27 protein-coding genes are annotated in these 22,465 nt (G+C 39.7%); 17 read left to right on the top strand and 10 right to left on the bottom strand.

Translation table 11 applies throughout. The features are described from left to right. Positions 1-109 precede the first annotated feature (109 nt). From V7K60_RS24320 to V7K60_RS24310, 3 genes are all read right to left on the bottom strand, one after another. Positions 110-922: a WD40 repeat domain-containing protein gene (locus V7K60_RS24320; protein WP_334929106.1), complete on the bottom strand. Its 813-nt coding sequence runs from the start codon at positions 920-922 to the stop codon at positions 110-112. A gap of 78 nt (positions 923-1,000) precedes the next feature. Further along, a complete protein-coding gene (locus tag V7K60_RS24315) occupies positions 1,001-1,381 on the bottom strand; it encodes a hypothetical protein (protein ID WP_334929104.1) in 381 nt (126 codons plus the stop codon). A gap of 155 nt (positions 1,382-1,536) precedes the next feature. After that, positions 1,537-1,764, bottom strand: coding sequence for a hypothetical protein (locus V7K60_RS24310; RefSeq protein WP_334929103.1), 228 nt, complete (start codon positions 1,762-1,764; stop codon positions 1,537-1,539). Positions 1,765-2,110: 346 nt separating this feature from the next. Here V7K60_RS24310 and V7K60_RS24305 point away from each other — a divergent pair, with 346 nt between their 5' ends. Next, the gene (locus V7K60_RS24305; RefSeq protein WP_334929102.1) at positions 2,111-2,260 is read left to right on the top strand and encodes an NIL domain-containing protein; all 150 of its coding nucleotides are present in this window, start codon (positions 2,111-2,113) and stop codon (positions 2,258-2,260) included. 142 nt (positions 2,261-2,402) lie between these two features. Here V7K60_RS24305 and V7K60_RS24300 read toward each other — a convergent pair whose 3' ends face one another. The 3 genes from V7K60_RS24300 to V7K60_RS24290 form a co-directional block, all read right to left on the bottom strand. Beyond that, positions 2,403-3,080, bottom strand: a complete 678-nt coding sequence (locus V7K60_RS24300) for a response regulator transcription factor (protein WP_012407592.1) — start codon at positions 3,078-3,080, stop codon at positions 2,403-2,405. A 328-nt stretch (positions 3,081-3,408) separates the two neighbouring features. After that, positions 3,409-3,579, bottom strand: a complete 171-nt coding sequence (locus tag V7K60_RS24295) for a hypothetical protein (protein ID WP_334929100.1) — start codon at positions 3,577-3,579, stop codon at positions 3,409-3,411. Positions 3,580-3,665: 86 nt separating this feature from the next. Beyond that, positions 3,666-3,881 carry a hypothetical protein gene (locus V7K60_RS24290; RefSeq protein ID WP_334929098.1) on the bottom strand — a complete coding sequence of 72 codons (216 nt, stop codon included), beginning with the start codon at positions 3,879-3,881 and terminating at the stop codon, positions 3,666-3,668. Positions 3,882-4,172: 291 nt separating this feature from the next. On the opposite strand from V7K60_RS24290, the gene groES reads away from it, so the two are divergent. The 3 genes from groES to V7K60_RS24275 all read left to right on the top strand — a co-directional run bounded on the left by groES (position 4,173) and on the right by V7K60_RS24275 (position 6,796). Further along, positions 4,173-4,484, top strand: coding sequence for a co-chaperone GroES (gene groES, locus V7K60_RS24285; RefSeq protein ID WP_094348596.1), 312 nt, complete (start codon positions 4,173-4,175; stop codon positions 4,482-4,484). Positions 4,485-4,618: 134 nt separating this feature from the next. Continuing rightward, positions 4,619-6,253 carry a chaperonin GroEL gene (gene groL, locus V7K60_RS24280; RefSeq protein WP_334929096.1) on the top strand — a complete coding sequence of 545 codons (1,635 nt, stop codon included), beginning with the start codon at positions 4,619-4,621 and terminating at the stop codon, positions 6,251-6,253. 384 nt (positions 6,254-6,637) lie between these two features. Beyond that, a complete protein-coding gene (locus V7K60_RS24275; RefSeq protein WP_442944461.1) occupies positions 6,638-6,796 on the top strand; it encodes a DUF4351 domain-containing protein in 159 nt (52 codons plus the stop codon). Positions 6,797-6,832: 36 nt separating this feature from the next. On the opposite strand, the gene V7K60_RS24270 is transcribed toward V7K60_RS24275, so the two are convergent. Both V7K60_RS24270 and V7K60_RS24265 read right to left on the bottom strand, forming a co-directional pair. After that, positions 6,833-7,252 carry a hypothetical protein gene (locus V7K60_RS24270; protein WP_334929094.1) on the bottom strand — a complete coding sequence of 140 codons (420 nt, stop codon included), beginning with the start codon at positions 7,250-7,252 and terminating at the stop codon, positions 6,833-6,835. Further along, positions 7,252-8,109: a ParA family protein gene (locus tag V7K60_RS24265; protein ID WP_334929092.1), complete on the bottom strand. Its 858-nt coding sequence runs from the start codon at positions 8,107-8,109 to the stop codon at positions 7,252-7,254. The genes V7K60_RS24270 and V7K60_RS24265 overlap by 1 nt, the downstream gene beginning before the upstream one ends. Before the next feature lie 99 nt (positions 8,110-8,208). Between V7K60_RS24265 and V7K60_RS24260 the strand changes: the two genes are divergently transcribed. The 10 genes from V7K60_RS24260 (at position 8,209) to V7K60_RS24215 (ending at position 16,398) form a co-directional block, all read left to right on the top strand. Next, positions 8,209-8,988, top strand: a complete 780-nt coding sequence (locus tag V7K60_RS24260; RefSeq protein WP_334929090.1) for a class I SAM-dependent methyltransferase — start codon at positions 8,209-8,211, stop codon at positions 8,986-8,988. Positions 8,989-9,054: 66 nt separating this feature from the next. Then, positions 9,055-9,993 carry an SPL family radical SAM protein gene (locus V7K60_RS24255; protein ID WP_334929088.1) on the top strand — a complete coding sequence of 313 codons (939 nt, stop codon included), beginning with the start codon at positions 9,055-9,057 and terminating at the stop codon, positions 9,991-9,993. Positions 9,994-10,072: 79 nt separating this feature from the next. Next, positions 10,073-11,272, top strand: coding sequence for a photosystem II assembly protein (locus V7K60_RS24250; protein ID WP_334929086.1), 1,200 nt, complete (start codon positions 10,073-10,075; stop codon positions 11,270-11,272). A 74-nt stretch (positions 11,273-11,346) separates the two neighbouring features. Beyond that, positions 11,347-12,186: an urease accessory protein UreD gene (locus V7K60_RS24245; protein WP_334929084.1), complete on the top strand. Its 840-nt coding sequence runs from the start codon at positions 11,347-11,349 to the stop codon at positions 12,184-12,186. A 25-nt stretch (positions 12,187-12,211) separates the two neighbouring features. Beyond that, a complete protein-coding gene (gene ureA / locus V7K60_RS24240) occupies positions 12,212-12,514 on the top strand; it encodes an urease subunit gamma (RefSeq protein WP_190736634.1) in 303 nt (100 codons plus the stop codon). A gap of 122 nt (positions 12,515-12,636) precedes the next feature. Next, entirely contained in the window at positions 12,637-13,311 is a 675-nt protein-coding gene (locus V7K60_RS24235; protein WP_334929082.1) for a hypothetical protein, read from the top strand. A 128-nt stretch (positions 13,312-13,439) separates the two neighbouring features. Beyond that, the gene (locus tag V7K60_RS24230; protein ID WP_334929080.1) at positions 13,440-13,745 is read left to right on the top strand and encodes an urease subunit beta; all 306 of its coding nucleotides are present in this window, start codon (positions 13,440-13,442) and stop codon (positions 13,743-13,745) included. Positions 13,746-13,988: 243 nt separating this feature from the next. After that, positions 13,989-15,704 carry an urease subunit alpha gene (gene ureC, locus V7K60_RS24225; RefSeq protein ID WP_334929078.1) on the top strand — a complete coding sequence of 572 codons (1,716 nt, stop codon included), beginning with the start codon at positions 13,989-13,991 and terminating at the stop codon, positions 15,702-15,704. Positions 15,705-15,818: 114 nt separating this feature from the next. Beyond that, positions 15,819-16,028, top strand: a complete 210-nt coding sequence (locus V7K60_RS24220) for a hypothetical protein (protein WP_442944460.1) — start codon at positions 15,819-15,821, stop codon at positions 16,026-16,028. A gap of 160 nt (positions 16,029-16,188) precedes the next feature. Beyond that, positions 16,189-16,398, top strand: a complete 210-nt coding sequence (locus V7K60_RS24215; protein WP_334929407.1) for a PIN domain-containing protein — start codon at positions 16,189-16,191, stop codon at positions 16,396-16,398. A gap of 169 nt (positions 16,399-16,567) precedes the next feature. Here V7K60_RS24215 and V7K60_RS24210 read toward each other — a convergent pair whose 3' ends face one another. Next, positions 16,568-18,895, bottom strand: coding sequence for an NACHT domain-containing protein (locus tag V7K60_RS24210; RefSeq protein WP_334929075.1), 2,328 nt, complete (start codon positions 18,893-18,895; stop codon positions 16,568-16,570). A 173-nt stretch (positions 18,896-19,068) separates the two neighbouring features. On the opposite strand from V7K60_RS24210, the gene V7K60_RS24205 reads away from it, so the two are divergent. Then, the gene (locus V7K60_RS24205; RefSeq protein ID WP_334929073.1) at positions 19,069-19,299 is read left to right on the top strand and encodes a hypothetical protein; all 231 of its coding nucleotides are present in this window, start codon (positions 19,069-19,071) and stop codon (positions 19,297-19,299) included. A 128-nt stretch (positions 19,300-19,427) separates the two neighbouring features. On the opposite strand, the gene V7K60_RS24200 is transcribed toward V7K60_RS24205, so the two are convergent. Continuing rightward, positions 19,428-19,562 (bottom strand): hypothetical protein, encoded by a 135-nt coding sequence (locus tag V7K60_RS24200; protein WP_334929071.1) that lies wholly within the window; start codon positions 19,560-19,562, stop codon positions 19,428-19,430. 120 nt (positions 19,563-19,682) lie between these two features. On the opposite strand from V7K60_RS24200, the gene V7K60_RS24195 reads away from it, so the two are divergent. Both V7K60_RS24195 and V7K60_RS24190 read left to right on the top strand, forming a co-directional pair. Then, positions 19,683-20,828 carry a hybrid sensor histidine kinase/response regulator gene (locus V7K60_RS24195; RefSeq protein ID WP_334929069.1) on the top strand — a complete coding sequence of 382 codons (1,146 nt, stop codon included), beginning with the start codon at positions 19,683-19,685 and terminating at the stop codon, positions 20,826-20,828. 196 nt (positions 20,829-21,024) lie between these two features. Then, on the top strand, positions 21,025-22,407 hold the full coding sequence (locus V7K60_RS24190; protein ID WP_334929068.1) for an aldehyde dehydrogenase: 1,383 nt from the start codon (positions 21,025-21,027) through the stop codon (positions 22,405-22,407). Positions 22,408-22,465: the final 58 nt, after the last annotated feature.

The following is a 22,465-nucleotide window of genomic DNA, read 5'->3' as shown; positions in this document are numbered from 1 at the left end:
TGTTGTTTCTGCTTTACCTTCTGCTTTATCTTTGGCTTCGCCTTCTTCTGCTATCCTCCATAAGATTTGTAAATAATCTATTCTTACTTCGGAGCTTATTTACAAGTTGTTACAGGTATCTAAGGGACTCTGGCACTGCCCAAATTTTAATTTTTCTATCAATGCTATAACTAGCAATGAATTCACGATTGCTACTCATAGCAACATAACCAATTGGCGCTGTATGCCCCTGCAATGTAGATAATTTTCTGTTCATTGCTAAATCCCAAACAACTATTTCGTAATTCTCTGTACAGTAGATGAAGACTCTACCATCTGAACTTATAAGGCAGGGAGCAACACCCGAAGATGTATAGAGAATGCGATCGCTGATCAATTCCCACACACACGCCTTATTTTCACGGATTCCGCAAGCCAAAACTTGCCCATCAAGGCGATTCGCAAGTGAATTTACTGTCAGGGTAGGCAGATTGTCTAATGTTTGAGTAAGTTCTCTTGTTTCGGTATTCCACAGTTGTAGCCTATTCTGCAATCTCTGCTTGAAACGTGCAACCAAGAACTTTCCATCAGGGGTGAAGAGAAGGGGTGCAGTCAACCAAAGGTTTAGCTTTGATTGATTCCATGAATTATCATAAGGAATTAAAGCCACATCTTGAAATTGATGATGGAGGCGACGAGTATATGTTTCATAATCCCAGATATCTAACTTTCCTGTTCTGCCTTGAGTATAGCTAGTAGCAACTAATGGCTGTTTAGTTGGGCAGACAGCCAAGCAATGGGGATGGGCTTGAACAGTACCCATAAGGTAATCGGGATAAGTGCCAATCGGCTCTTGTGTTTCTGTATCTAATGGCCAGAGAAAGTCCTGAAAGCTAATAATACACACCTTGCCGCTTTTGCCTAAACAAAATTCGTGAGCCATCGCTAGATCAAAATCTTTCTTGCTTTGACCTGTTTCCAAATGCCAAATATTAACGAAAGATTGCTTATAAGACAGATCCTAATAGCAAATAAGGGTGTTATTGTAGTCTGCGATCGCAAAATAATATGGATGATGTTGTTCAGGGTTGTAGCAATCTAGATAAAATTCTGTCAAGGTATGTAGGCATTGCATTTTTGCAAAGGGCAGATAATTCAATATGGCTTGTTCAGCAGTAGCTTCGCTGCTATAGGACAATAAGAGCAAAGCTGATTGCCGCCCTTCTCTGACATCATCGCCCAATGCCTGGATTACTAGATCAAATCCTTTAGGCCCATATTGAAATGCTTCTAAAAGAGCATCCACTTTTTCTTTTGTAGAACCACCGCGCAAACGATATCTAATGCCCTCTAATCCCTCTAGTGCTGCACTAGAAGAAGAAACTAGGTCGTGTTCTCTCATAACCTCGCTGTTATCTGTGGGGGAATTTATCTAATAGTGTATGTCCATTAAATCTGCCAAAAGCGGAGAAATCTTGAGCGCATATTTTGCCAGTATAACTCCTTAGTCAGATTGGGAATACCCACATTGTTTAGCTGACTCAAAACCTTTGCTTCCTACTTAAATAGTTCAATGGCTTTGGGGTTATTCTCAGTCAGCATTTTTAAGACTTTAGTTTTGCCACGCTCGTCAACTTCAAAAGTGTTACCAAAGCTACCTTGCCCTAGCGAGACTTGAACATTTTTGAGACAGAAACAAGGCTTCAACCTAGACAGGTAAAAGAAAATACACCGGAGGCTCAAATATTTAGAATATGCACCTGCAATAATATCTCTTTTATACACAATAAATTAGGGTTACAACAATTGTTGTAACCCTACAGATTTACTATATTAAATCTGCTCGAAAAGCACTATAAAATAACAATTAACCTTATAACTACCGAATTATGAGCAATTATTCACATTTACTATATCTAGATTAATGGTTTGCCAAGACAAATACTTTATTGCTTGCCTGCGTGGGATAAGTGACGCTAGTGTTAAAAGAATTGTGCAAAGTAAAACCCTAATCCCAGAAATCGAGTAGGAAGCTAGAATAGCAATTCCAAATAAACAAGTAGAATCTAATACAGATATTTTAGATAATAGACGCACCCAAACTCGTATCCAAGTTCGCATTCCTAAAGACTTGTATGAGGAACCAGTTATTTCACGACTGGTTTCTCACTATGGGGCCATAGTCATTATTGCTGATGCTCAGGTAAGCGCAAACGTGCCACAATATAGCTGCTTCGATCTGGAACTGCGAGGTACTGTTTCTCAAATTGAAAGCGCCTAACTTACCTGGATGAACTGGATTTAGAAGTTTTGCACCAATCCAGCCCTGAAGAAGATGGATGGTAAATCTTAGTTAGGAGTTAGGAGTTAGAAGTTAAAAAATTCATAATTCGTAACTCCTAACTTTTAACTCTTAACTTTGTTTAAGCCATTTGATTTTCAATCGCCCACCGCGCTAGTTCAGTGCGGTTGTGGAGATTGGTTTTGCCCAACATATTGGACACATGGCTTTCAACCGTGCGCTGACTAACATTTAGTTCTTCAGCAATTTCCCGGTTAGCTAAACCCCTAGCGACAAACTGGACTACTTTCAGTTCGGTTGGGGTTAACTGTACATCGAAGGGAACCTGGATGCGGGAACCGTTTTCGCCTCCTTTTGCTTGGTGTTCTTTCCAACGGATAGTTTGTTTCAGCGAGGATTCAACTTGCGCTACGAGTTCTTCTGGTTCAAAGGGCTTGACCATATAAACATCAGCACCTTTATTCAGACCCTTAACTCGGTCTGCACTTTGTCCCTTAGCTGAAAGGAAAAGAACCGGAATCCAGCTGGTGCGTTCGTTTTGCCGGACTTGTTCCACAAAAGTATATCCGTCCATTTCCGGCATCATCACATCGCAGATGATCATGTCTGGAACATCTTGCTCTAAAATTTCCAGAGCTTCACGTCCATTTTCGGCGGTGATGACTTCATATCCCCGGAACTCTAAGTAATCCTTCACCAGCAAGATGAGGTTAGGGTCATCATCAATCAATAGAAGTCGTTTGTGATCTTTCATGCTGGGCTCTTTCATAGCAGTGGCACTTGTCGCGCTTCGGTCCATCAAAGTCTTGAATATTTATCCTCTATGGTGGGTTATTCGAGATGTTGTCCTTTTTCCTACTTAACTTGCCTTTGCTGTCTCGAAGTCTGAAAAATGCCGAGCACTTTCAATAGACTAGTAGCTCGATAGCAAAAGTCCAGCAAGGATACGTATAGCAGTAGTATCTATAATGCGCTATTATATATCGCTTTGAAAGGGGCGGGGTAAAAAACACTGATTAAATAATAATCTTTCGGACTCACAAGTAAGTATTGGCTTAAAGATGACCCTACCTCAAAACCAACCCGCACTTTCTTAAAGCTTACTGCTATACCATATCCTTTGGTTGTTAAGCCTTTATGAGGTGTTCACAAGAAACTAGGGAAGTTTCTGGCAAAAGATGGATTGAAAACGCATATTCTTCTACCACCTTATTGCCTATTGAGTGTTCTCGGATGATCCGCAGGGTAACTTCCGGGTTTGCTTGGCGATACCAGACACCATCAGGGTAAACCACCATTATGGGTCTAGAACAAGAAACACGCAAGCAATTGGCTTTAGTTTTATAGACGCAAATAGAATGACTTTAGTGCGGCTTATTGAGTTTTAAATCTTTAAGTCGCTTTTTTCAGTAATCCCAGAATTCCAGACTAGCTCGTTTTGAGCAGCAATTGCCTGGTCAGCGTAAATAAAAATGTGTCGCTGAATTTTTGCAAGTCCTAAACTTTCTACACAATTACTCAGGGTCTTATGTTCCAAAGATTGAGTGGTTTTGGGAATTTGATGGCTGGACTGGATCACTGTCACTGTATTGTTACTCATCAAGCGGCTCCCTGATTACAGTTCTATAACAATTTGCAAGCTTTGCAAATAAAGTTGACTGGGGAGTGGGGAACAGGGAATGGGAAAGAATTCTCATACCCCCTACTCCCTACTCTCTTCGTAACTTACGGAACAAAACCCGCAAGGTATAAATAATTAAGCATTTATACTTAAGTACATCTATGACCCTCTAGTTCGGGAACCCGTACTCAAGGCATTCTTGCCATTAGACGCCACTTTTCGGTAAATTAGCACTCAGGAGTTGAGAGTGCTAAACTGGAGAAAATAATTATGGCAGCTTTATCTCTAAGCGTTTCTACAGTTAAACCTTTAGGTGATCGCGTTTTTGTAAAAGTGAGCGCCTCTGAGGAAAAGACCGCAGGTGGTCTGTATTTGCCCGATACCGCCAAGGAAAAGCCCCAAGTAGGGGAAGTAGTGGCCCTTGGTCCTGGCAAGCGTAATGACGATGGAAACCGTCAGGAATTAGAAATTAAAGTCGGCGATAAGGTGCTGTACTCTAAGTACGCTGGCACTGACATCAAACTCGGCACCGAAGAATATGTACTGCTTTCTGAAAAAGATATTTTAGCAGTTGTTATCTAGTGGGGAAAAGGGAATAGGGAACAGGGAACAGGGAATGTCAAAAATAAAGACAATGTCCCATGCCCAATGCCCCATGCCCAATGCCCAGTGCCCAATTCAAAAAAAATTGACTTACTCCCGGAATTTAGACACCTATGGCAAAGCGCATTATCTACAACGAAAACGCCCGTCGCGCCTTGGAACGAGGCATTGACATCCTGGCTGAGGCTGTAGCTGTTACCCTTGGTCCCAAAGGTCGTAACGTAGTCCTAGAAAAGAAGTTTGGCGCACCGCAAATCGTCAATGACGGTGTAACGATCGCTAAAGAAATCGAATTAGAAGACCACATTGAAAACACTGGTGTAGCTCTGATTCGTCAAGCTGCTTCTAAGACCAATGATGCTGCAGGCGATGGCACCACCACTGCCACCGTTTTAGCTCATGCGATCGTCAAAGAAGGCTTGCGGAACGTTGCAGCTGGTGCTAATGCAATTTCGCTCAAGCGTGGTATAGACAAGGCTACTGGCTTCCTCGTAGAAAAAATTGCTGAACACGCCCGTCCAGTGGAAGATTCCAAAGCCATTGCCCAAGTTGGTGCGATCTCGGCTGGTAATGACGAAGAAGTTGGTCAGATGATTGCCCAAGCAATGGACAAGGTGGGCAAGGAAGGCGTAATTTCCCTAGAAGAAGGGAAATCTATGTTCACCGAATTGGAAATCACCGAAGGGATGCGCTTTGACAAAGGCTACATCTCTCCCTATTTCGCTACCGACCCTGAGCGGATGGAAGCGGTTTTTGATGAGCCTTTCCTACTGCTGACCGATAAGAAAATCGCTTTGGTACAAGACCTAGTACCAGTGTTAGAGCAAGTAGCTCGTGCCGGTCGTCCTTTGGTGATTATTGCTGAAGATATTGAAAAAGAAGCTTTGGCAACCTTGGTAGTAAACCGTTTACGCGGTGTACTCAATGTGGCTGCTGTTAAGGCTCCCGGCTTTGGCGATCGCCGCAAAGCACTACTGGAAGACATCGCTGTTTTGACTGGTGGTCAACTAGTTACCGAAGATGCTGGTTTGAAGCTAGATAACACCAAGCTGGATAGCCTGGGTAAAGCTCGCCGGATCACCATTACCAAGGACAGCACCACAATTGTTGCCGAAGGTAACGAAGCTGCTGTTAAGGCTCGTGTCGAACAGATTCGTCGTCAAATCGATGAAACCGAATCTTCTTACGACAAAGAGAAACTGCAAGAGCGTCTTGCTAAACTCTCTGGTGGTGTCGCTGTGGTGAAAGTGGGTGCAGCTACCGAAACCGAAATGAAAGACAAGAAACTGCGCCTAGAAGACGCTATCAACGCCACCAAAGCTGCTGTGGAAGAAGGTATCGTTCCTGGCGGTGGTACAACTCTGGCTCACCTAGCTCCTGATTTGGAAACTTGGGCGAAGGAAAATCTTAAGGATGAAGAGTTGATTGGTGCGTTGATTGTCGTTCGCGCCTTACCTGCACCTCTGAAGCGGATTGCTGAAAACGCCGGTCAGAATGGTGCTGTGATTGCTGAACGCGTAAAAGAGAAAGAATTTAGTGTTGGCTACAACGCTGCAACAAACGAATTCGTCGATTTGTTAGCTGCTGGTATTGTTGACCCTGCGAAAGTGACTCGTTCTGCTCTGCAAAACGCTGCTTCTATCGCTGGTATGGTATTGACAACCGAATGTATTATAGTTGACAAGCCTGAGCCTAAGGATGGTGCTCCTGCTGGCGCTGGCGCTGGTGGCGGAGACTTCGATTACTAATACTTTGTAGTTACATAATTTCTGAAAACAGCTGCTTCCCTTGTGGAGGCGGCTGTTTTTTTGTGTCAGCAGAAGAAGAAGAGTACCCTGACTTTTCACGGTATCTGGAAAACCTCTCTCTAAATCTCTCTCCTAAAAGGAGAGAGACTTTGAATTTTTCCCCTTCCCGCGTCGGGAAGGGGGTTAGGTTTTTCGTGCGCTTTTCCACATAACGTGAAAAGTCAGAACAGTACCCGACTGAGTTTGTGTGTTGGTTGCTTGGGGTAGAGGTGCAAAAAATTGAAGTTTTAAAAACGGAACTCACGCTTGAACCAATTCGTGTGAATTTTGTGACTGAAAGAGTCTGTAATTTATTAAGATATCGTTCAAAAGGAAGCGTTTAAATTGATTATTCGTCAGCTTAAACGGCGCTTTGGTGATATTGATGGATCATTAGTTGAGCAGGTTCAGAATTTATCTGTTGAACAGTTAGAAGAGTTAGGAGAGGCTTTGCTAGATTTTTCTGAAGTTGCTGATTTAGTAGCTTGGTTAGAGCAGCAATAGAGCAATTAATAAAAATGATTTACTTTTAAAGCTACATCATATTTTAGAGATTGAGGCTGCAAGTAGTTTTCCGCTTTTATCTTGAGCTTGCAATTTTTGAATAATATGCTCAATAATACTATTCAAATCCTTCCGGCGGCGCATTGAGCGTTTGGGGTCAAGTTGACCGTGTTTCAATAATTCTCTAACCTTTTCTCCTAGCTCAGTTAAGTAAAACCTCAGTTGTTCTTCACCCTGTTCGCGTAAAATTTGCCGACATTCAGTTACGATAATATCGCCATTTTCGAGAGTTTTACTAGCGTCTGATTGCTTTGGTGTTGCTTCGGACAAGTTTTTACTTTTTTGAGCGTTTAAACTGTTAGTTAGACATTTTTCTACAGCCTTGACAAGTTTTGGGTCAGATTCTACGACTTCTGCGATCGCTCTTAATAAATCTGCAATTTGTGATGCTTCCATTATCTACCTACTCTCTGAATAAATTCTTTAGTTAATTTCACCATAGAATCATGAGAATCATCATATTTTTGTTTATATGTCAAATAATTACTCAATTCTAACCCTTCTGCAATTTTGGCTCTTTCTAAAATTTTGGTTTCAAAAACTTGTGGATAGAAAGGGTTAACAATAATAGAGTTTAAATTTTCACTTTGGGCTATAGTTCGGTTGTAACGAGAAATTAATGTTCCAACTGCTTTTAAGTTATGTACATAATCTCTATTAAACTTTTCAATGTGTTCAAGTAATAAATCTAACCCATGAATTGACATTCGGTTTGGTACACAAGGGATTATACAAGCATGGCTAGCTAGAAATGCACTTTTAACTACTGCGTTAATATTTGGAGCGCAGTCTATTAAAATATAATCATAATTATTTAGTAAGGGTTTGAGGATTGTACGAATAAGATCAACAGGTTTAAAGTTAAAATAATAATAAACTGATGGCAAGTCTTCCTGGATTTCAAATAGCCTTGGGCTGCTAGGTATTAGATGTAAGTGGGCAAAAGAATTTCTGCTCCTAACATTTGAAACATTGTGTTTAACTATAAAATTTTCCCTTTGAACATTTTCTAAAAAATATTCAGGATCTTTAAATAAATAAGGCAATGTCAATTTTTTACTTTCAAATTCCTTTTCCCAAACCTCTTCTGACATTAAAGCACTAGTCAAATTAGTTTGAGGATCAAGATCAATAGCAAGTACACGCTTTTTGTACATGGTATCGCCGGCTAAATATTCCGCTAATGCCATAACGATGGTAGTTTTACCAACTCCACCCTTCAGGTTGCAAATGCTTATCACTTTAGCTGTCATAATTTCTGGTAGATTGACGCATTTCATGGGCTACAGTTCTATGTTTCCCTGAAAATATGCCCAACTAACAGGTTCATTTCTACTTTTCCATAAAAACCCATGAGCCAAATTAATCCCGAAACAACCCCCTTACATACCTTAAACCCACTCAACCGATTTTCTGACAGAGCAGAGGATTATGTAAAATATCGACCAAGCTACCCCGCAGATGCAATTGATATTATCTTGGAAGGATTAGGTGAAAGTTCACAACTCGTAGCAGCAGATATTGGTGCAGGTACAGGAATTGCTTCAAGATTGTTAGCTGAACGCAAAGTTAATGTCATCGCCATAGAACCAAACGCGGCGATGCGAGAAGCTGCTCAATCACATCCTTTGATAGAGTTTCGTGATGGAACAGCAGAATTTACCCAACTACCTGATAATTCAGTTGATTTAGTTACTTGTTTTCAAGCTTTCCACTGGTTCAATCCCGAAGCAACTTTATTGGAATTTCAGCGCATTTTAAAACCATCAGCACGCTTGGCTGTGGTGTGGAATAACCGCGATCAAGAAGATGCCTTAACTACAGAATATAGCCGAATAGTCCGCGAAGCATCTAATAATCACCCAGCAGAATCTCGAATGCAGTCGGTAGAACCACTGTTAGTAACTCCCCATTTTATTAATATCAACGAATATAATTTTACTTATAGACAACAGTTAGATTTAACTGGACTTATTGGACGAGCAATGAGTGTTTCTTACCTCCCGCGTGAAGGCTTGGGATATGAACAGCTTATTGATAGGTTTCAAGAATTATATGAGCATTTTCGTGATGAGAGTGGTTTTGTCTATATGGTCTATCGCACTAGCGTACACCTTGCTGAAGTAATTTAAAAATAAAAATGGGAATCATAATAAGTAGGGTGCGTTAATTCACTCTTAATAAATATCAGGATTCACATGGCACAACCAAAATATGAAGGTTATTGCGAATGCATTCCTACCAAGTTAGTCAAAGAAAAATTTGGAGATGTTAATGTTTATGCACAAAATGCGAAATCACTCTTAACAAAAGCTACTGGTTTTATTGGTAATTATGATTTTACTCTAAATCCTTACAGGGGATGTCAATACGGTTGTAGTTATTGCTATGCTGCTGCATTTACCCCAAATGCTCAAATGCGCCAAGATTGGGGTAAATGGGTAATTTTTAAGGAAAATGCTGCTGAGATTTTAGCAAAAGAATTAAAAAAATGGTATGAAAAAAATCCCCAGACTCCTCCTAGTATATACATGAGTAGCGTTACTGATCCTTATCAACCACTTGAGTCTAAACATCAATTGACTCGTCGGTTGTTGGAGGTAATGCTAGATATGGGGATTGACGGTTATCCAACTCCAACCTTGGTGATTCAAACTCGTAGCCCAATTATTACTAGAGATATTGATTATTTACAACGATTTAAGAGATTGCGAATTAATATGAGCATTCCCACTGGGAGCGAATTAGTGAGAAAAGATTTTGAACCGCGATCGCCCAGTATTAAAGCCAGACTAAATGCTATCACTAAAATTAAACAAAGTATTGATTATTATAAAGGTTTTCTTCCTAAAATTTCTATTACTATTACCCCTCTACTTCCTACTTTGCCAACTGATGAGTCTGCTTTCATTGACAAACTAGCCATCGCCAATAGAGTTGTAATTCAAACTTTTCATGCTAGCCAAAGTCGTTCTCTCATTGCATCAACTCGCCAAGAAGCTGAAGAAATTAAGCAAAAATACGCTTGGTGGTATGAGGATGAGAAATTAAGCTATAGGAAATTTAAGGAAAAGTTAGTTTCTCAGCTTCCAGGTGTAGAAATTATGGAAGGTAAAGAGGGATTTTGCTATGAATAATCCTATCGTAAATTGGTGGCGAAGTCAGCAGTTCAAATTATCTTTGAAACGCGGGGATATCCGACGCGCAGTCCAACTATTGCAAGAGATTCAAAAATCAGGTGCAAGATTCTCATGGTTAGAAAAACTATTTAGGGATAAACTTCAACTTGAATGTTATTCCCAAGAATACAAACGTCAAACAGAAACTTTAAATAAACAACTAACAGAAGCATCCCAGGGAAAAGATAATCTCATATTAATCCCAGATGAGGAATTTGTTAAATATATCTATAAAGTTTTCAATTTAATACAGCACGATGAATATAAACTGCAATCTACTGGTATTGATGAACGTATATTTAATGATTTGGAATCAAGGCTAGTTGAATATCTCAAAGAAGAATTTAGTAAAATTCCTGAAAAACAGTTATTTATTAAGTTAGAAGACGCTCTTGAGGATATTAATAACTTAAAATTTGGACAAGATCCAGACTATCGTTTTAGTCTAACTCCTCATGTCTACTTTATGAAGTATTTTTTAGAAAATGTATATTGCATATATTTAGCTTGGTTTCTTATTTACCAAGATGCTTTACTACCAAGTAAGGTTAATATCCTTGATATTGCAGCAGGCCCAGGAACAGTTGCTTATGGTTTAGCTTTATTTCTCCAAAGTAGTAGCGGTTTTTTTCATATACCGCAAATGCACATATCTTATTACTCTTTAGAAAAACAAGATGCCTTCCAGTTTCGTGGACTTCAGTTTTGGCGACGATATATAGAGTCGCGTTTAACCCCTGTGAATGCTTTTTTCCGCTTTGTTACTACTGATATTTTTACTTGGAAAACTCAATCGAATAATCTACCTAAAGACTTTTTCGACTTTATCGTAATTTCTCACTGCTTCTTTGCAGATCCAGCCAAGAGAGTTGAAGCTAATAATACTTACAAGCAAATATTTGCCACAAGCTTAAAAAGTTCAGGTTATATTCTACTAATTGTGCAAGATAAAAAGTTATTTAAAATTTATGATGTTCACCAAGTTGAAAACCGAGAACAGGAAAAAAACGTAGTGGATAAATTTCTGGCAGAATTGGGATTAGAGTTGGTCTGGTATAGATATCTAACCTCAACAGGTTCAAGAACATCTTTGCCCGGTGCTGAATTTGCTAAGTTTGCTCAAGACAAATTACCAAAAAAACTGTATATGAGTCCAATACTGCAACATTATTTTGGTCAAAAGCATCAGTCAAACTATACATTAGATGATTATGTAATCTTGGCGAAGAAATCATGATAAATTGCAGGTAACGCACCAAAGAATGCATTAAATCAATATAAGATATCTGAACTTTAATCTTGAATTTATAAATGAACTGCAATTCACAAACAGCAGAAGGTTGGCATGGCAAACTTAATTTAGTCTATGCCGATCGCCAAGGTGCAACCCAATTAATTTACAATCACCAACAAGCGCCCTTGAAGGTACAGCGCCCATTTTACCCAGAAGGGGAAAAAGTTTGTCATAGCGTCATTTTACATACAGCTGGGGGAATGGTGGGAGGCGATCGCTTATCCTCTAACATCCACCTCCAACCCCAAACCCAAGCCTTAATCACTACATCTGCCGCAAGCAAGATATATCGCAGTAATGGCTTGCAAGCTAGACAAACTATCGAGATACAAGTTGATGCTGGTGCTTGTTTAGAATGGTTGCCGCAAGAGACAATTTTATTTAACGACGCGATTTTTCGGCAAGATTTACGGGTAGAATTAGCAACCGGGGGCAGTTGGTTAGGCTGGGAAATTACCCGATTTGGTCGTAGTGCTAGAGGAGAAAAATTTTACCTTGGAGAATGGCGATCGCACACTGAAATTTGGCAAGAAGGTGTTCCTTTATGGATTGATCGCCAATACTTACCCGGTAGTGAAGAAATTTTCCACAGTCTTCACGGCTTGGCTGGAAAACCAATAGTAGGTAGTCTAGTTTGGGTTGGTGGTACAGTTTCAGCAGAAATTGTCGAAAAAACGCGAAATTTATGGGATGGGCAAGGAGAAGCGGGTGTTAGCCGATTACAACATGGATTATTGTGTCGATATCGCGGTTCTTCTACATCTGAGGTAAGAAACTGGTTTATTAATGTTTGGCAGATGCTGCGAGTTTCTTTTTTGAATCGTGGTAATTGTATACCAAGAGTTTGGCAGGTTTGAACTAACCACAGAGGAGGAAGTACGAATGCAACTTACGCCGCAGGAAAAAGATAAGCTACTAATTTTTACAGCTGCTTTATTAGCAGAAAGACGTAAAGGAAGAGGTTTAAAACTGAATTATCCTGAAGCGATCGCTTATATTTCTGCTGCCATTTTAGAAGGTGCAAGGGATGGGCAAACTGTAGCTGAATTGATGAGTTATGGTACAACTCTCTTAACACGAGATGATGTCATGGAAGGGATACCAGAAATGGTGCATGAAGTGCAAGTTGAAGCAACTTTTCCTGATGGTACAAAGTTAGTGACAGTACATAATCCCATTCGTTAAATTTACTTCATATTGTGTTATTTTTAAGACTAAAGCTTTTTATAAATATGTATAATAATTAAGTATATAATTTAACAGATTATCAAAAGTGTACTGCTTGACTATCATCAAGTATAAAGGCAATGAATACAGGAAACACAGGCTTTAAAGCAACTATTATAACCACTGCCATAACTACTGCCTTTGCCGTTGTTGCCGGAATAGTTAATCACATTATGTCTGGCAACAGAGACAGAGAAAATCAGCAGACAACTGCATCATTAAAATATACTGAGCAGCAGCTAGAAGAATTATATGGGCCACTTGCTTTTCTGATCTGGGAAGGTAGATGTACTTATACAGATTTAGCAGAAAAGTTAAGAGAAATGCGCGGTCAAAAACGTATCTTAGAATCTCTTCAAGTAGGAGAAAAAAATGGTTATACAATTTTCCCCTTCAAAAACGAAGCAGAAATTAAATTATGGGTTTTTTGGATAGAAAAAGATGCTTTTCCCCGCCATGAAAAAATTAAAAAGCTTTTGATGACAAAGACACACTTAATTGAAGGTGAAATACTGCCAGAAAGTTATCTAAAATTTTTGAATTATCATAATTCTTGGAAAATGGAACATCTGCGGTGGCAAGAACAGCAAATTGAATATTTGTGGAAATCAAAATTTGACTTTCCATTCCAATTTGAAGATGAAATTCTTAAAACTTTTAAAAATCTTAAGCGTCAACAAGCAAACTTTTTAAAAGTTAATCATGACTTACACAAGAATACCGTTAAACTTACGCAAAAATATCCAAAAACATGAATTTATTGAACCGCCTTCTCTGCAAGAGGCTTCCACCAACGCGCAGCGTCTTGCAGAGAAGATGCCAAGAACGTCAAGAATTCATAGAGTGTGCATAAGTCTTATTTAAATGAAATATTGGATTGAACATGATACCAGGAGAAATCATTACACCAGTAGGTGAAATTGAACTAAATGTTGGTCGTCCAACTGTAAAATTGCAAGTGTCAAATACAGGCGATCGCCCCATACAAGTAGGTTCCCATTATCACTTTTATGAAGTCAACACTGCCTTAAACTTTGACAGAGAACAAGCGCGAGGAATGCGCCTCGATATCCCCGCAGGAACCGCAGTTCGCTTTGAACCAGGCGATGAAAAAGAAATAACTCTAGTCCCTCTCGTTGGTGCTCGCCAAGTCTACGGCTTCAACGCCAAAATTAACAGAAACCTCTAAAAACCTCCGCGTACCTCTGTGCTTCCCTCAGCGTCCCTCTGGGTTTAAAAAAGGTTATTGAATAGGTTTAATTTCAAACTCCAATTTGGAACGATAAAAACAAACATCGAATTCTAAGAAAAAATTAGTTTGTCCAAGAATTAAAGGAGTGTTAAGACTGCTTAATTCTCATCCATCCTCTGCGATCCTTTGCGCCCCTTTGCGTTTAAACTCGATTTTAACCTCGATTACTAAAAGTGCATTATGCCTTACATAATGGATCGCCGCGCCTACGCCGAAACTTATGGGCCAACTGTAGGCGATCGCATCCGACTTGCAGACACAGAATTATTTATTGAAGTTGAACAAGATTTCACTACCTACGGCGACGAAGTGAAATTCGGCGGCGGTAAAGTCATCCGAGACGGAATGGGACAATCCCCAATTTCTAACGCTGATGGTGCTGTAGATTTAGTAATTACTAATGCCTTAATTCTCGATTGGTGGGGTATTGTCAAAGCAGATATTGGCATTAAAGATGGCAAGATTTTCAAAATTGGTAAAGCCGGAAATCCTTATATTCAAGACAATGTAGATATTATTATTGGCCCTGGAACTGAAGCCTTAGCAGGGGAAGGAATGATTCTCACTGCTGGCGGTATCGATGCCCATATTCATTTTATTTGTCCCCAACAGATTGAAGTGGCGATCGCTTCTGGTATTACCACCATGATTGGTGGTGGTACTGGCCCAGCTACGGGTACAAATGCCACTACCTGCACCCCCGGCCCTTGGAACATTTACCGAATGCTGCAAGCTGCTGATGCTTTTCCTGTCAACTTAGGATTTTTGGGCAAAGGTAACGCCAGTCAACCCCAAGGACTTGTAGAACAAGTAGCCGCCGGTGCAATGGGGTTAAAACTACATGAAGACTGGGGAACCACACCCGCAGCAATTGATACCTGCCTTAGTGTTGCCGATGCTTATGATGTGCAAGTAGCGATTCATACTGATACCCTGAACGAAGCCGGATTTGTCGAAGATACGATCGCAGCTTTCAAGAATCGTGTCATCCACACCTACCACACTGAAGGCGCAGGCGGAGGACACGCACCAGATATCATCAAAGTTTGCAGCCAAGCCAACGTTCTGCCATCTTCCACCAATCCCACACGTCCTTACACCCTCAATACCTTAGATGAACACCTGGATATGTTAATGGTATGCCATCACCTCGACCCAGCGATCGCCGAAGATGTTGCCTTTGCCGAATCTCGCATCCGCCGAGAAACCATTGCAGCTGAAGATATTTTGCACGACTTAGGCGCATTTAGTATGATTTCTTCTGATTCCCAGGCAATGGGAAGAGTAGGCGAGGTGATAATTCGCACCTGGCAGACATCTCACAAAATGAAGGTGCAACGGGGAACTCTGAACCCACAAGGAACAGAGCAAAAAGCAGATAATTTTCGAGCAAAAAGGTATGTTGCTAAGTATACGATTAATCCGGCGATCGCTCACGGAATTGCTCAATATGTGGGTTCAGTGGAAGAGGGAAAATTAGCAGATTTATGTTTGTGGCGTCCTGCATTTTTCGGCGTGAAACCAGAGATAGTGATTAAAGGCGGGATGATTGCATGGTCGCAAATGGGCGATGCTAACGCCAGTATTCCCACACCACAACCAGTGTATATGCGACCGATGTTTGGTAGTTTTGCAGGGGCGCGTCATGCCACATCATTAACTTTTGTTTCGCAAGCAGCTTTAGAGAAAGAAATTCCCAGCCAGTTAGGTTTACAAAAGGCAGCAGTTGCAGTTTCTGGGACACGCCAATTAAGTAAGCGAGATATGAAGCTGAATGATGCACTACCCCACATTGAAGTTGATCCAGAAACATACCAAGTCAGGGCCAATGGTGAGTTGCTGATTTGTGAACCTGCAACAGTTTTACCAATGGCACAGAGGTACTTTTTGTTTTAATTCATGACCGAGCAACTTTATCGCTTTTAAGGATGAGAGTAATATTGTCCTGATAAACTTTTTGTTTTAGAATTACGATCAAATAGTTAAACGTTGCATCTGATGTAGAAAATCATGTTACCCTTTAAGAAAAAAATTGTGACTGATGAAGCGATGTGTCCGGTAGCAGTGTTGATTGATTATCAGGACTGGCAGCAAATTGAGAAGATATTAGAAGCTCATCAATCACAACAAAAACAAGAGTTTAATTTAAACCAGTATGCTGGTGTAATTCAACTAGCTCAAGACCCTTTGGAATATCAGCAGAAAATTAGGGATGAGTAGTGTTGACACAACCTTTGATTTTTTTAGATACAGATGTAGTCATGTATTTTTTGGGTGTCGTTTGGTAAATCCAGTATCATCAGGATAATATTTTATTTCAGTGATTACTGAGATTGAATTGCTCTCTTACCCGAGTCTCAGTTTAGAATAAGAAACACAAATTATTGATTTTTTCAATAAAATTACAATCCTTGGTATTGATAGTAATATTAAAAATTTAACAATTGCATTTCGCAAACAATACAAATTCAGGCTTCCTGACGCAATAATTGCAGCAACTCCAAAATCTCTAAATGCAACATTGTTTACAAATGATGTAAAATTGGTTAATTTAACAGAAATTAATACTCAGTCAATGCAAATTGTGTAATGGGTGCGATCGCAATTCCTTCCACAGTAGAATTTCAGCAAGTTTTAGATAGAATCGCCTCTGAGACATGAGCGGTCGCCTGCTTTGCGCTGAGGATGTATACCTTATTTATCCTAGTCACACAGCTACTCTTACTCACCATATAAAAATCCCTTTATTTTTCCAAATTTTAATTTTTAATTTTTAATTCACTTATTGGTAACAGCAAACTATTTTCAACTTCCTGCCTGACTTCACAGCTAACATAACAATCGCTCTCTAGACAATCCATCAGCAGTACATTTGCATCGTAATACTGGAATAATAATTCCTGTTGTGCCTCGCTGAACTGCCAGTCATGACAAATATTACGATAATTAGAAACTACAAGCTTTATTTTTTTACACCAATTCTCTCTATTTTCTTTCCACCAGTTTTGAAATGTTTCTTTGTTATGATTAGGATTTGGTAACTCATTCTTAAGTTGGTTAATGACTAAAATTAATTCCATTTTATTTTCATAACAAAGTATTTCATTAATATCAATAAAAATTCCCTTGTTAGGAGAAAAATAATCATAATTTTCATATGCAATCAAATCGTAGTAAGCCTTATCAAGACCGCTAGAGTTTTCATAAATCAAGTAATGGTTATGAATCCCAATTATTCCAAAATAATTAGCTAATTCAATATATTCATCTTTCTCTAAAAAATCAAAGTTATAAATAAACTCTAAACATAGATAAAAAACTCGGATAACCACTAATTCATCGTGACACACAACAGAGAGAGATTTTTTATGAAGCCATATTAAAAACTGTTGCAACTTCTCATCTTTAGCCAGTAATTTATCAATTTCTAGCTTCATCAAGAACACCAATTTATCAGCATTTCGCATCATACCAGCGGTAAGCAAAAACACTTCTCTCCAGCGTTTTTCAGTGATATGAGCCGCTAAATTTTCCCAAGCAGAATTAGCAACAATCTCCCTAGCAGTAAAATATTCTTGAAACGTTAGATGTGAAAAGGAATAGATACCCTTTGCCCGTTCTACTAGTAGCCCATGTTGTGCTTCAATCGCCTTCAAAACAGCTTCGCTGTCTAGTTCCAATTCTTTTAGCTCAGTACGAGCATCACGTAAGTTACGAATGAAGTCAGTAATGTATGCTTCAACCGTTTTTTGCTTAAAGAAATAATCTTTCTGCTCAAAGCTAGTAAGGGCAATTTGACTCAGCAAATCTTCCTTACGGTGCAGCGACAGGTTTTTATAAACTTGATCGCGCTCAATGTTGCGTTTAGCATCCCATTTTTTGAGCAATACATCCAACCCTTCTTTATAAAGTTCGGAACGATTTGCTGGAAAATCTGCGCTTTCCCCAAATACCAAACACAGCAGCGTTAACAATAGTGGATTGGTTGCTAATTCTTGAATTGGTTCGTTATCTTGCAGCTTGTGGATGAATCTTTCAGCTTTTACGGGGTCACTTAACCGAAACCAGTTTTCGACAAAAATGGCAATTTGGTCTTGGTCAAAATCCGCCATTTCTACCTCAGTGAACCGTTCAAAGGTGTATTCTTTGGCAGCAATTCGACAGGTAATCATGAACTGATTGGTATGAAACTGATCGGAAACTTCCCGAATTTTTCGTAAGACACGCTTAGTATCTTCTTCTCGAACTTCATCCAACCCATCTAGCAACACCAATGCCTTACCCTGTCTCAAAACTTGGTCTGTTTTAATGCTGGCATCCTTCACTCCACAACGCGACAATTGTTGAGCAATATATTTCAGAATGTCTAGCTGCTTAGGCGCTTCTGCAAAGTCTTTCAAGGTGATAAATAAAGGAACTCGGTTTGTCAAAAACTTCCCCTCAATGCACTGCATCGCCAAATACTTCAAAAACGTGGTCTTCCCTGCTCCAGGTTTTCCCAAAACCATTAGCTTACTGTAGCGTTGCACCACTTCCAGTCCCGATACTCGCTTCTCTGTTACTCGGCCGAGTCCAAAGTGATCAAAGTGTTCTGGATCGCAGTTTTGCAACAGTTCAGGGATATCCAGTCGCCTGCGTCCTGTGATTTTCTCCAGAATGTTGACGTTGGTATAGATGCCTCGCTCTCCAGTTAATTCAATCGGCTGGGGCATATCCAGCACCCGCATAGTTCCACACTTTTCTTTGACGCTGAGTTTCACTTTCTCGCGGATTTCTTGAACTAAGGCATCAACATCATCCTCTGCAATATCAGCAGTTAAGTTATCCGAAGGTTTTTGCTGTATATATCGCTTTTCGAGATATTCCCGCAAGCGGGTTTCTTTCACAGGTCCATTACCACTAATACAGAACTTCTTGTAAATCCCCGTTAGACAACTGCTGAGATTGCTATTAGAGATGTTGAGCGCTTGTGTAACTTGAACTCGACTCTTGCCACTACTGAAGATTTCCAAAAAGACTGCCTTTTCTCGGTTTGATAATTCGCTGTATTGCTCTAGTTGTGTCAGGAAGTCTCTTGGTAACAACATATACCTAATGTGAAATTGCCTTAAAGTTCAGTTTAGCTTGCGTTTCCAGAGATTGGCGGCTAATAGAGATATGTCAAGACAAGTCAATCTAAGTCACTATAAGTCAAGTAAATAACTACAAAAGAAAATTGCGACATTGAACTCAGTCAAGCAAATGAGGCGATCGCAACGCAATGCTAGAAACACTAATTCCCCTAGTTATCAACAAGTCTATTGAAGTCATCCTAAAGCTACTACTGGAAAAAATCTGGGCATGGCTGTTGACGGATAAAAGCTTCCAACGCCTTAACCATTTTCTGAAAATGCAGATTTTTGTACTCTATCTGGATTGGATTTTGCTCAAAACATCTCTAAAATCTCTGCCAGAGCTAGCAAAAGAGAACAATTCAGACACAAGTGGCTAGTTGTGAAGGAGGCGACGGTTTCCTCTATGCTTTAATTTTGAAAACAAATTGTGCAGAATGCTGAACAGGGCCTATCCTAAATACGGGAAAGTTCGCTCTACCATAAGAAGTATGTTGTCTTAAGTAACTCAGAAGGCACTCTTAACTCTTGGGCGATCGCCTACGCAATTATATCTCCAATTACCTATGAAAACCGATACATCAAAGGCTACATAAGTCATTCCATTATCTGCTGTATCCAAAGCTAAAATTTTACCAGCCATAATTTAATAGTAAAAAATACTTCTTAGGTAGGGAGGCTTACTAAAAAACTTGGCAGACAAATTGTTACAAATACAGCTAGTCTTACAAAAATTTACTTTTACCCCATACCTTGCATCTATATGACTTCACAATCTTCTCGCTCTGACAAAATTCTGGTTGTTGATGACTCTCCTGATAACGTGTTTTTGATCAAAACTATTTTGGAGGAAGAAGGTTACACAGTTAGCACCGCAGAAAATGGGATTTCGGCCTTGGCAGAATTGAAAGCTTCTCCTTGTGACTTGGTTCTGCTGGATTTGATGATGCCAGGTATGGACGGGTACGAAGTCACCAAGCACATTCGTGGAGAGATGAAATTGCCGCAATACATCCCCATATTGCTGATAACTGCCCACGATGCGCCCAACGTCGCCCACGGACTAGACTTAGGTGCTGATGATTTTATCCGCAAACCTGTAACAGTAGATGAATTGCTGGCACGAGTGCGATCGCTCCTGCGTTTGAAGCATAGTATGGATGAACGTGATGAAATTGCCCGCCAGCGAGAAGATTTTGTCTCCCGCCTCACCCACGACTTACGTACTCCCTTGGTAGCTGCCGATCGTATGTTGATGCTATTTCAGCAAGGTGCATTGGGAACATTATCAATGCAAATGCAGGAAGTAATCGCCATCATGGCCCGTAGCAATATCAACCTGCTTTCTATGGTGAATACTTTATTGGAAGTTTATCGTTTTGAAGCGGGTCGCAAAAGTTTAGCGTTTCAACCGGCTAATCTGGGTCAGTTGCTAGATGAAGTGATTGGAGAATTGTCACCCTTAGCTCAAGATAAAACACTGTCCCTAAATTTGGATGTTACTGAAGAGTCAAGCACAAACACAGTCATGGGCGATCGCTTGGAACTGCATCGTCTATTTACCAACCTCATTGGAAATGCGATCAAATTTACCGAAGCTGGGTCTATTACTATTCGTTTTACTTCTCAACGCCAGTTCAACAAAAGTAATCAATCTCAGTTCTCTGAAAAATCCAATTCCGTTGACTACATTAGAATTGAGATAGCGGACACTGGCCCAGGTATTCCCCCTGAAGAACAAGCCACCATCTTTGAACGATTTCGCCAAGGCAGTCATAAGAGTTCTGGTAGTGGCTTAGGACTGTATCTTGCTCGTCGAATTGTCGAAGCACATCAAGGCATTATTCTGCTTAATTCTGAGTTGGGCAAAGGTAGTGTATTTATTGTGCTTTTACCCATTAAAACATGAGAAAATTAGTAATTACAAATTAGCAATTGTAAAGTTTTTTATCTTGATAATTCATAATTTATAACCTTACTACTATCTACCGATAATTTAAAGTAAAAAAAATCAATTGAAAAATAAAACGCTAAGAATTGACGAATTAAATATGTTGAGATAATAGCATTAGTATTAAATAAATACTTTTTGATAGGACAAAACAATGATTACCACTGAATTATCTAACATTGGCAATATTATTCAGACTCAGCGAGAGTTTTTTCAAACGGGCAAAACTAAAGATGTAACTTTTCGCATTGAACAACTGAAAAATCTTAAGCAAGCAATCATTGAGCACGAACAGCCAATAGTCGAGGCATTACAAGCGGATTTAAGTAAACCAGAAGTAGAAACTTACCTTACAGAAATCAGCGTAATTAAGGATATTGATTACGCCATCAAACATCTTCAAAACTGGACTAAACCCCAAAAAGCACCGATTTCCTGGGATTTTTTTTCCTACTCAGCAAAAATTTATCCAGAACCGTTAGGGGTTGTCTTAATTATTGGGCCTTGGAACTATCCATTTAACTTAATTATCTCACCGTTAATAGGTGCGATCGCAGCCGGTAATTGTGCAATTATCAAACCTTCAGAAATTGCTTCTCATACGTCTGATATAATTGCTAAGATTATTGCCAAACATTTTGACCCTGCTTATCTTGCAGTAGTAGAAGGAGGCGTGGAAGCAAGTCAAAAACTACTAGCAGAAAAGTTTGACCATATCTTTTTTACTGGTGGTACAGCCGTCGGCAAAATCATCATGGCAGCAGCAGCAAAATATCTCACACCAGTGACTTTAGAATTGGGTGGCAAAAGTCCTTGCATTGTAGATACTGACATTAATCTTGAACACACTGTCAGACGAATTACTTGGGGCAAATTTATTAATGCTGGACAAACTTGTATCGCCCCCGACTATCTTTTAGTTAATAAAACAATCAAGAAAGATTTAATAGATGGTCTGGAAAAATCTTTAAAAGAATTTTATGGTGAAAATCCTGTAAACAGTCCTGATTATGCCCGGATTATCAGTCAAAAACACTTTGATAGATTGGTGAGTTTTCTCAAAGACGGTGAAGTTATCATTGGTGGAGAAAATCAACCTTCAGAGCGTTATATCGCCCCAACACTGATTGATAATGTCTCATTAGAAGATTCTGTAATGCAGGAAGAAATTTTTGGGCCCATTTTACCGATCATTGAATATACTGACATTGCAGAAGTGATCGCTTTAATTAACTCTAGACCCAAACCCTTGGCATTATACTTATTTTCTCAAGATAAAAATCTGCAAAAGCGAGTTTTGCAGGAAACTTCCTCTGGTGGAGTCTGTATTAACGACACAGTTATGCAGGTTGGTGTCTCGTCTTTACCATTTGGTGGAGTGGGAGATAGCGGTATCGGCAACTATCACGGCAAAGCTAGCTTTGACACCTTTTCCCATAAGAAAAGTGTATTGCAAAACTCCTTCTGGCTCGATTTAAAATGGCGATACGCTCCATATCAGGGCAAATTACCACTCATAAAGAAACTTCTGGGTTAAAAAAGTTAGGAGTTATGAGTTAGGAGTTATGAATTTTTAACTCTAAATTCCTAACTCC

Origin of the sequence: Nostoc sp. (genome assembly GCF_036917555.1) — a bacterium.
Classification (GTDB): domain Bacteria; phylum Cyanobacteriota; class Cyanobacteriia; order Cyanobacteriales; family Nostocaceae; genus Nostoc.
Note: the sequence above shows the minus strand (reverse complement) of the source record. Positions and strands in the feature narration are given on the sequence as shown.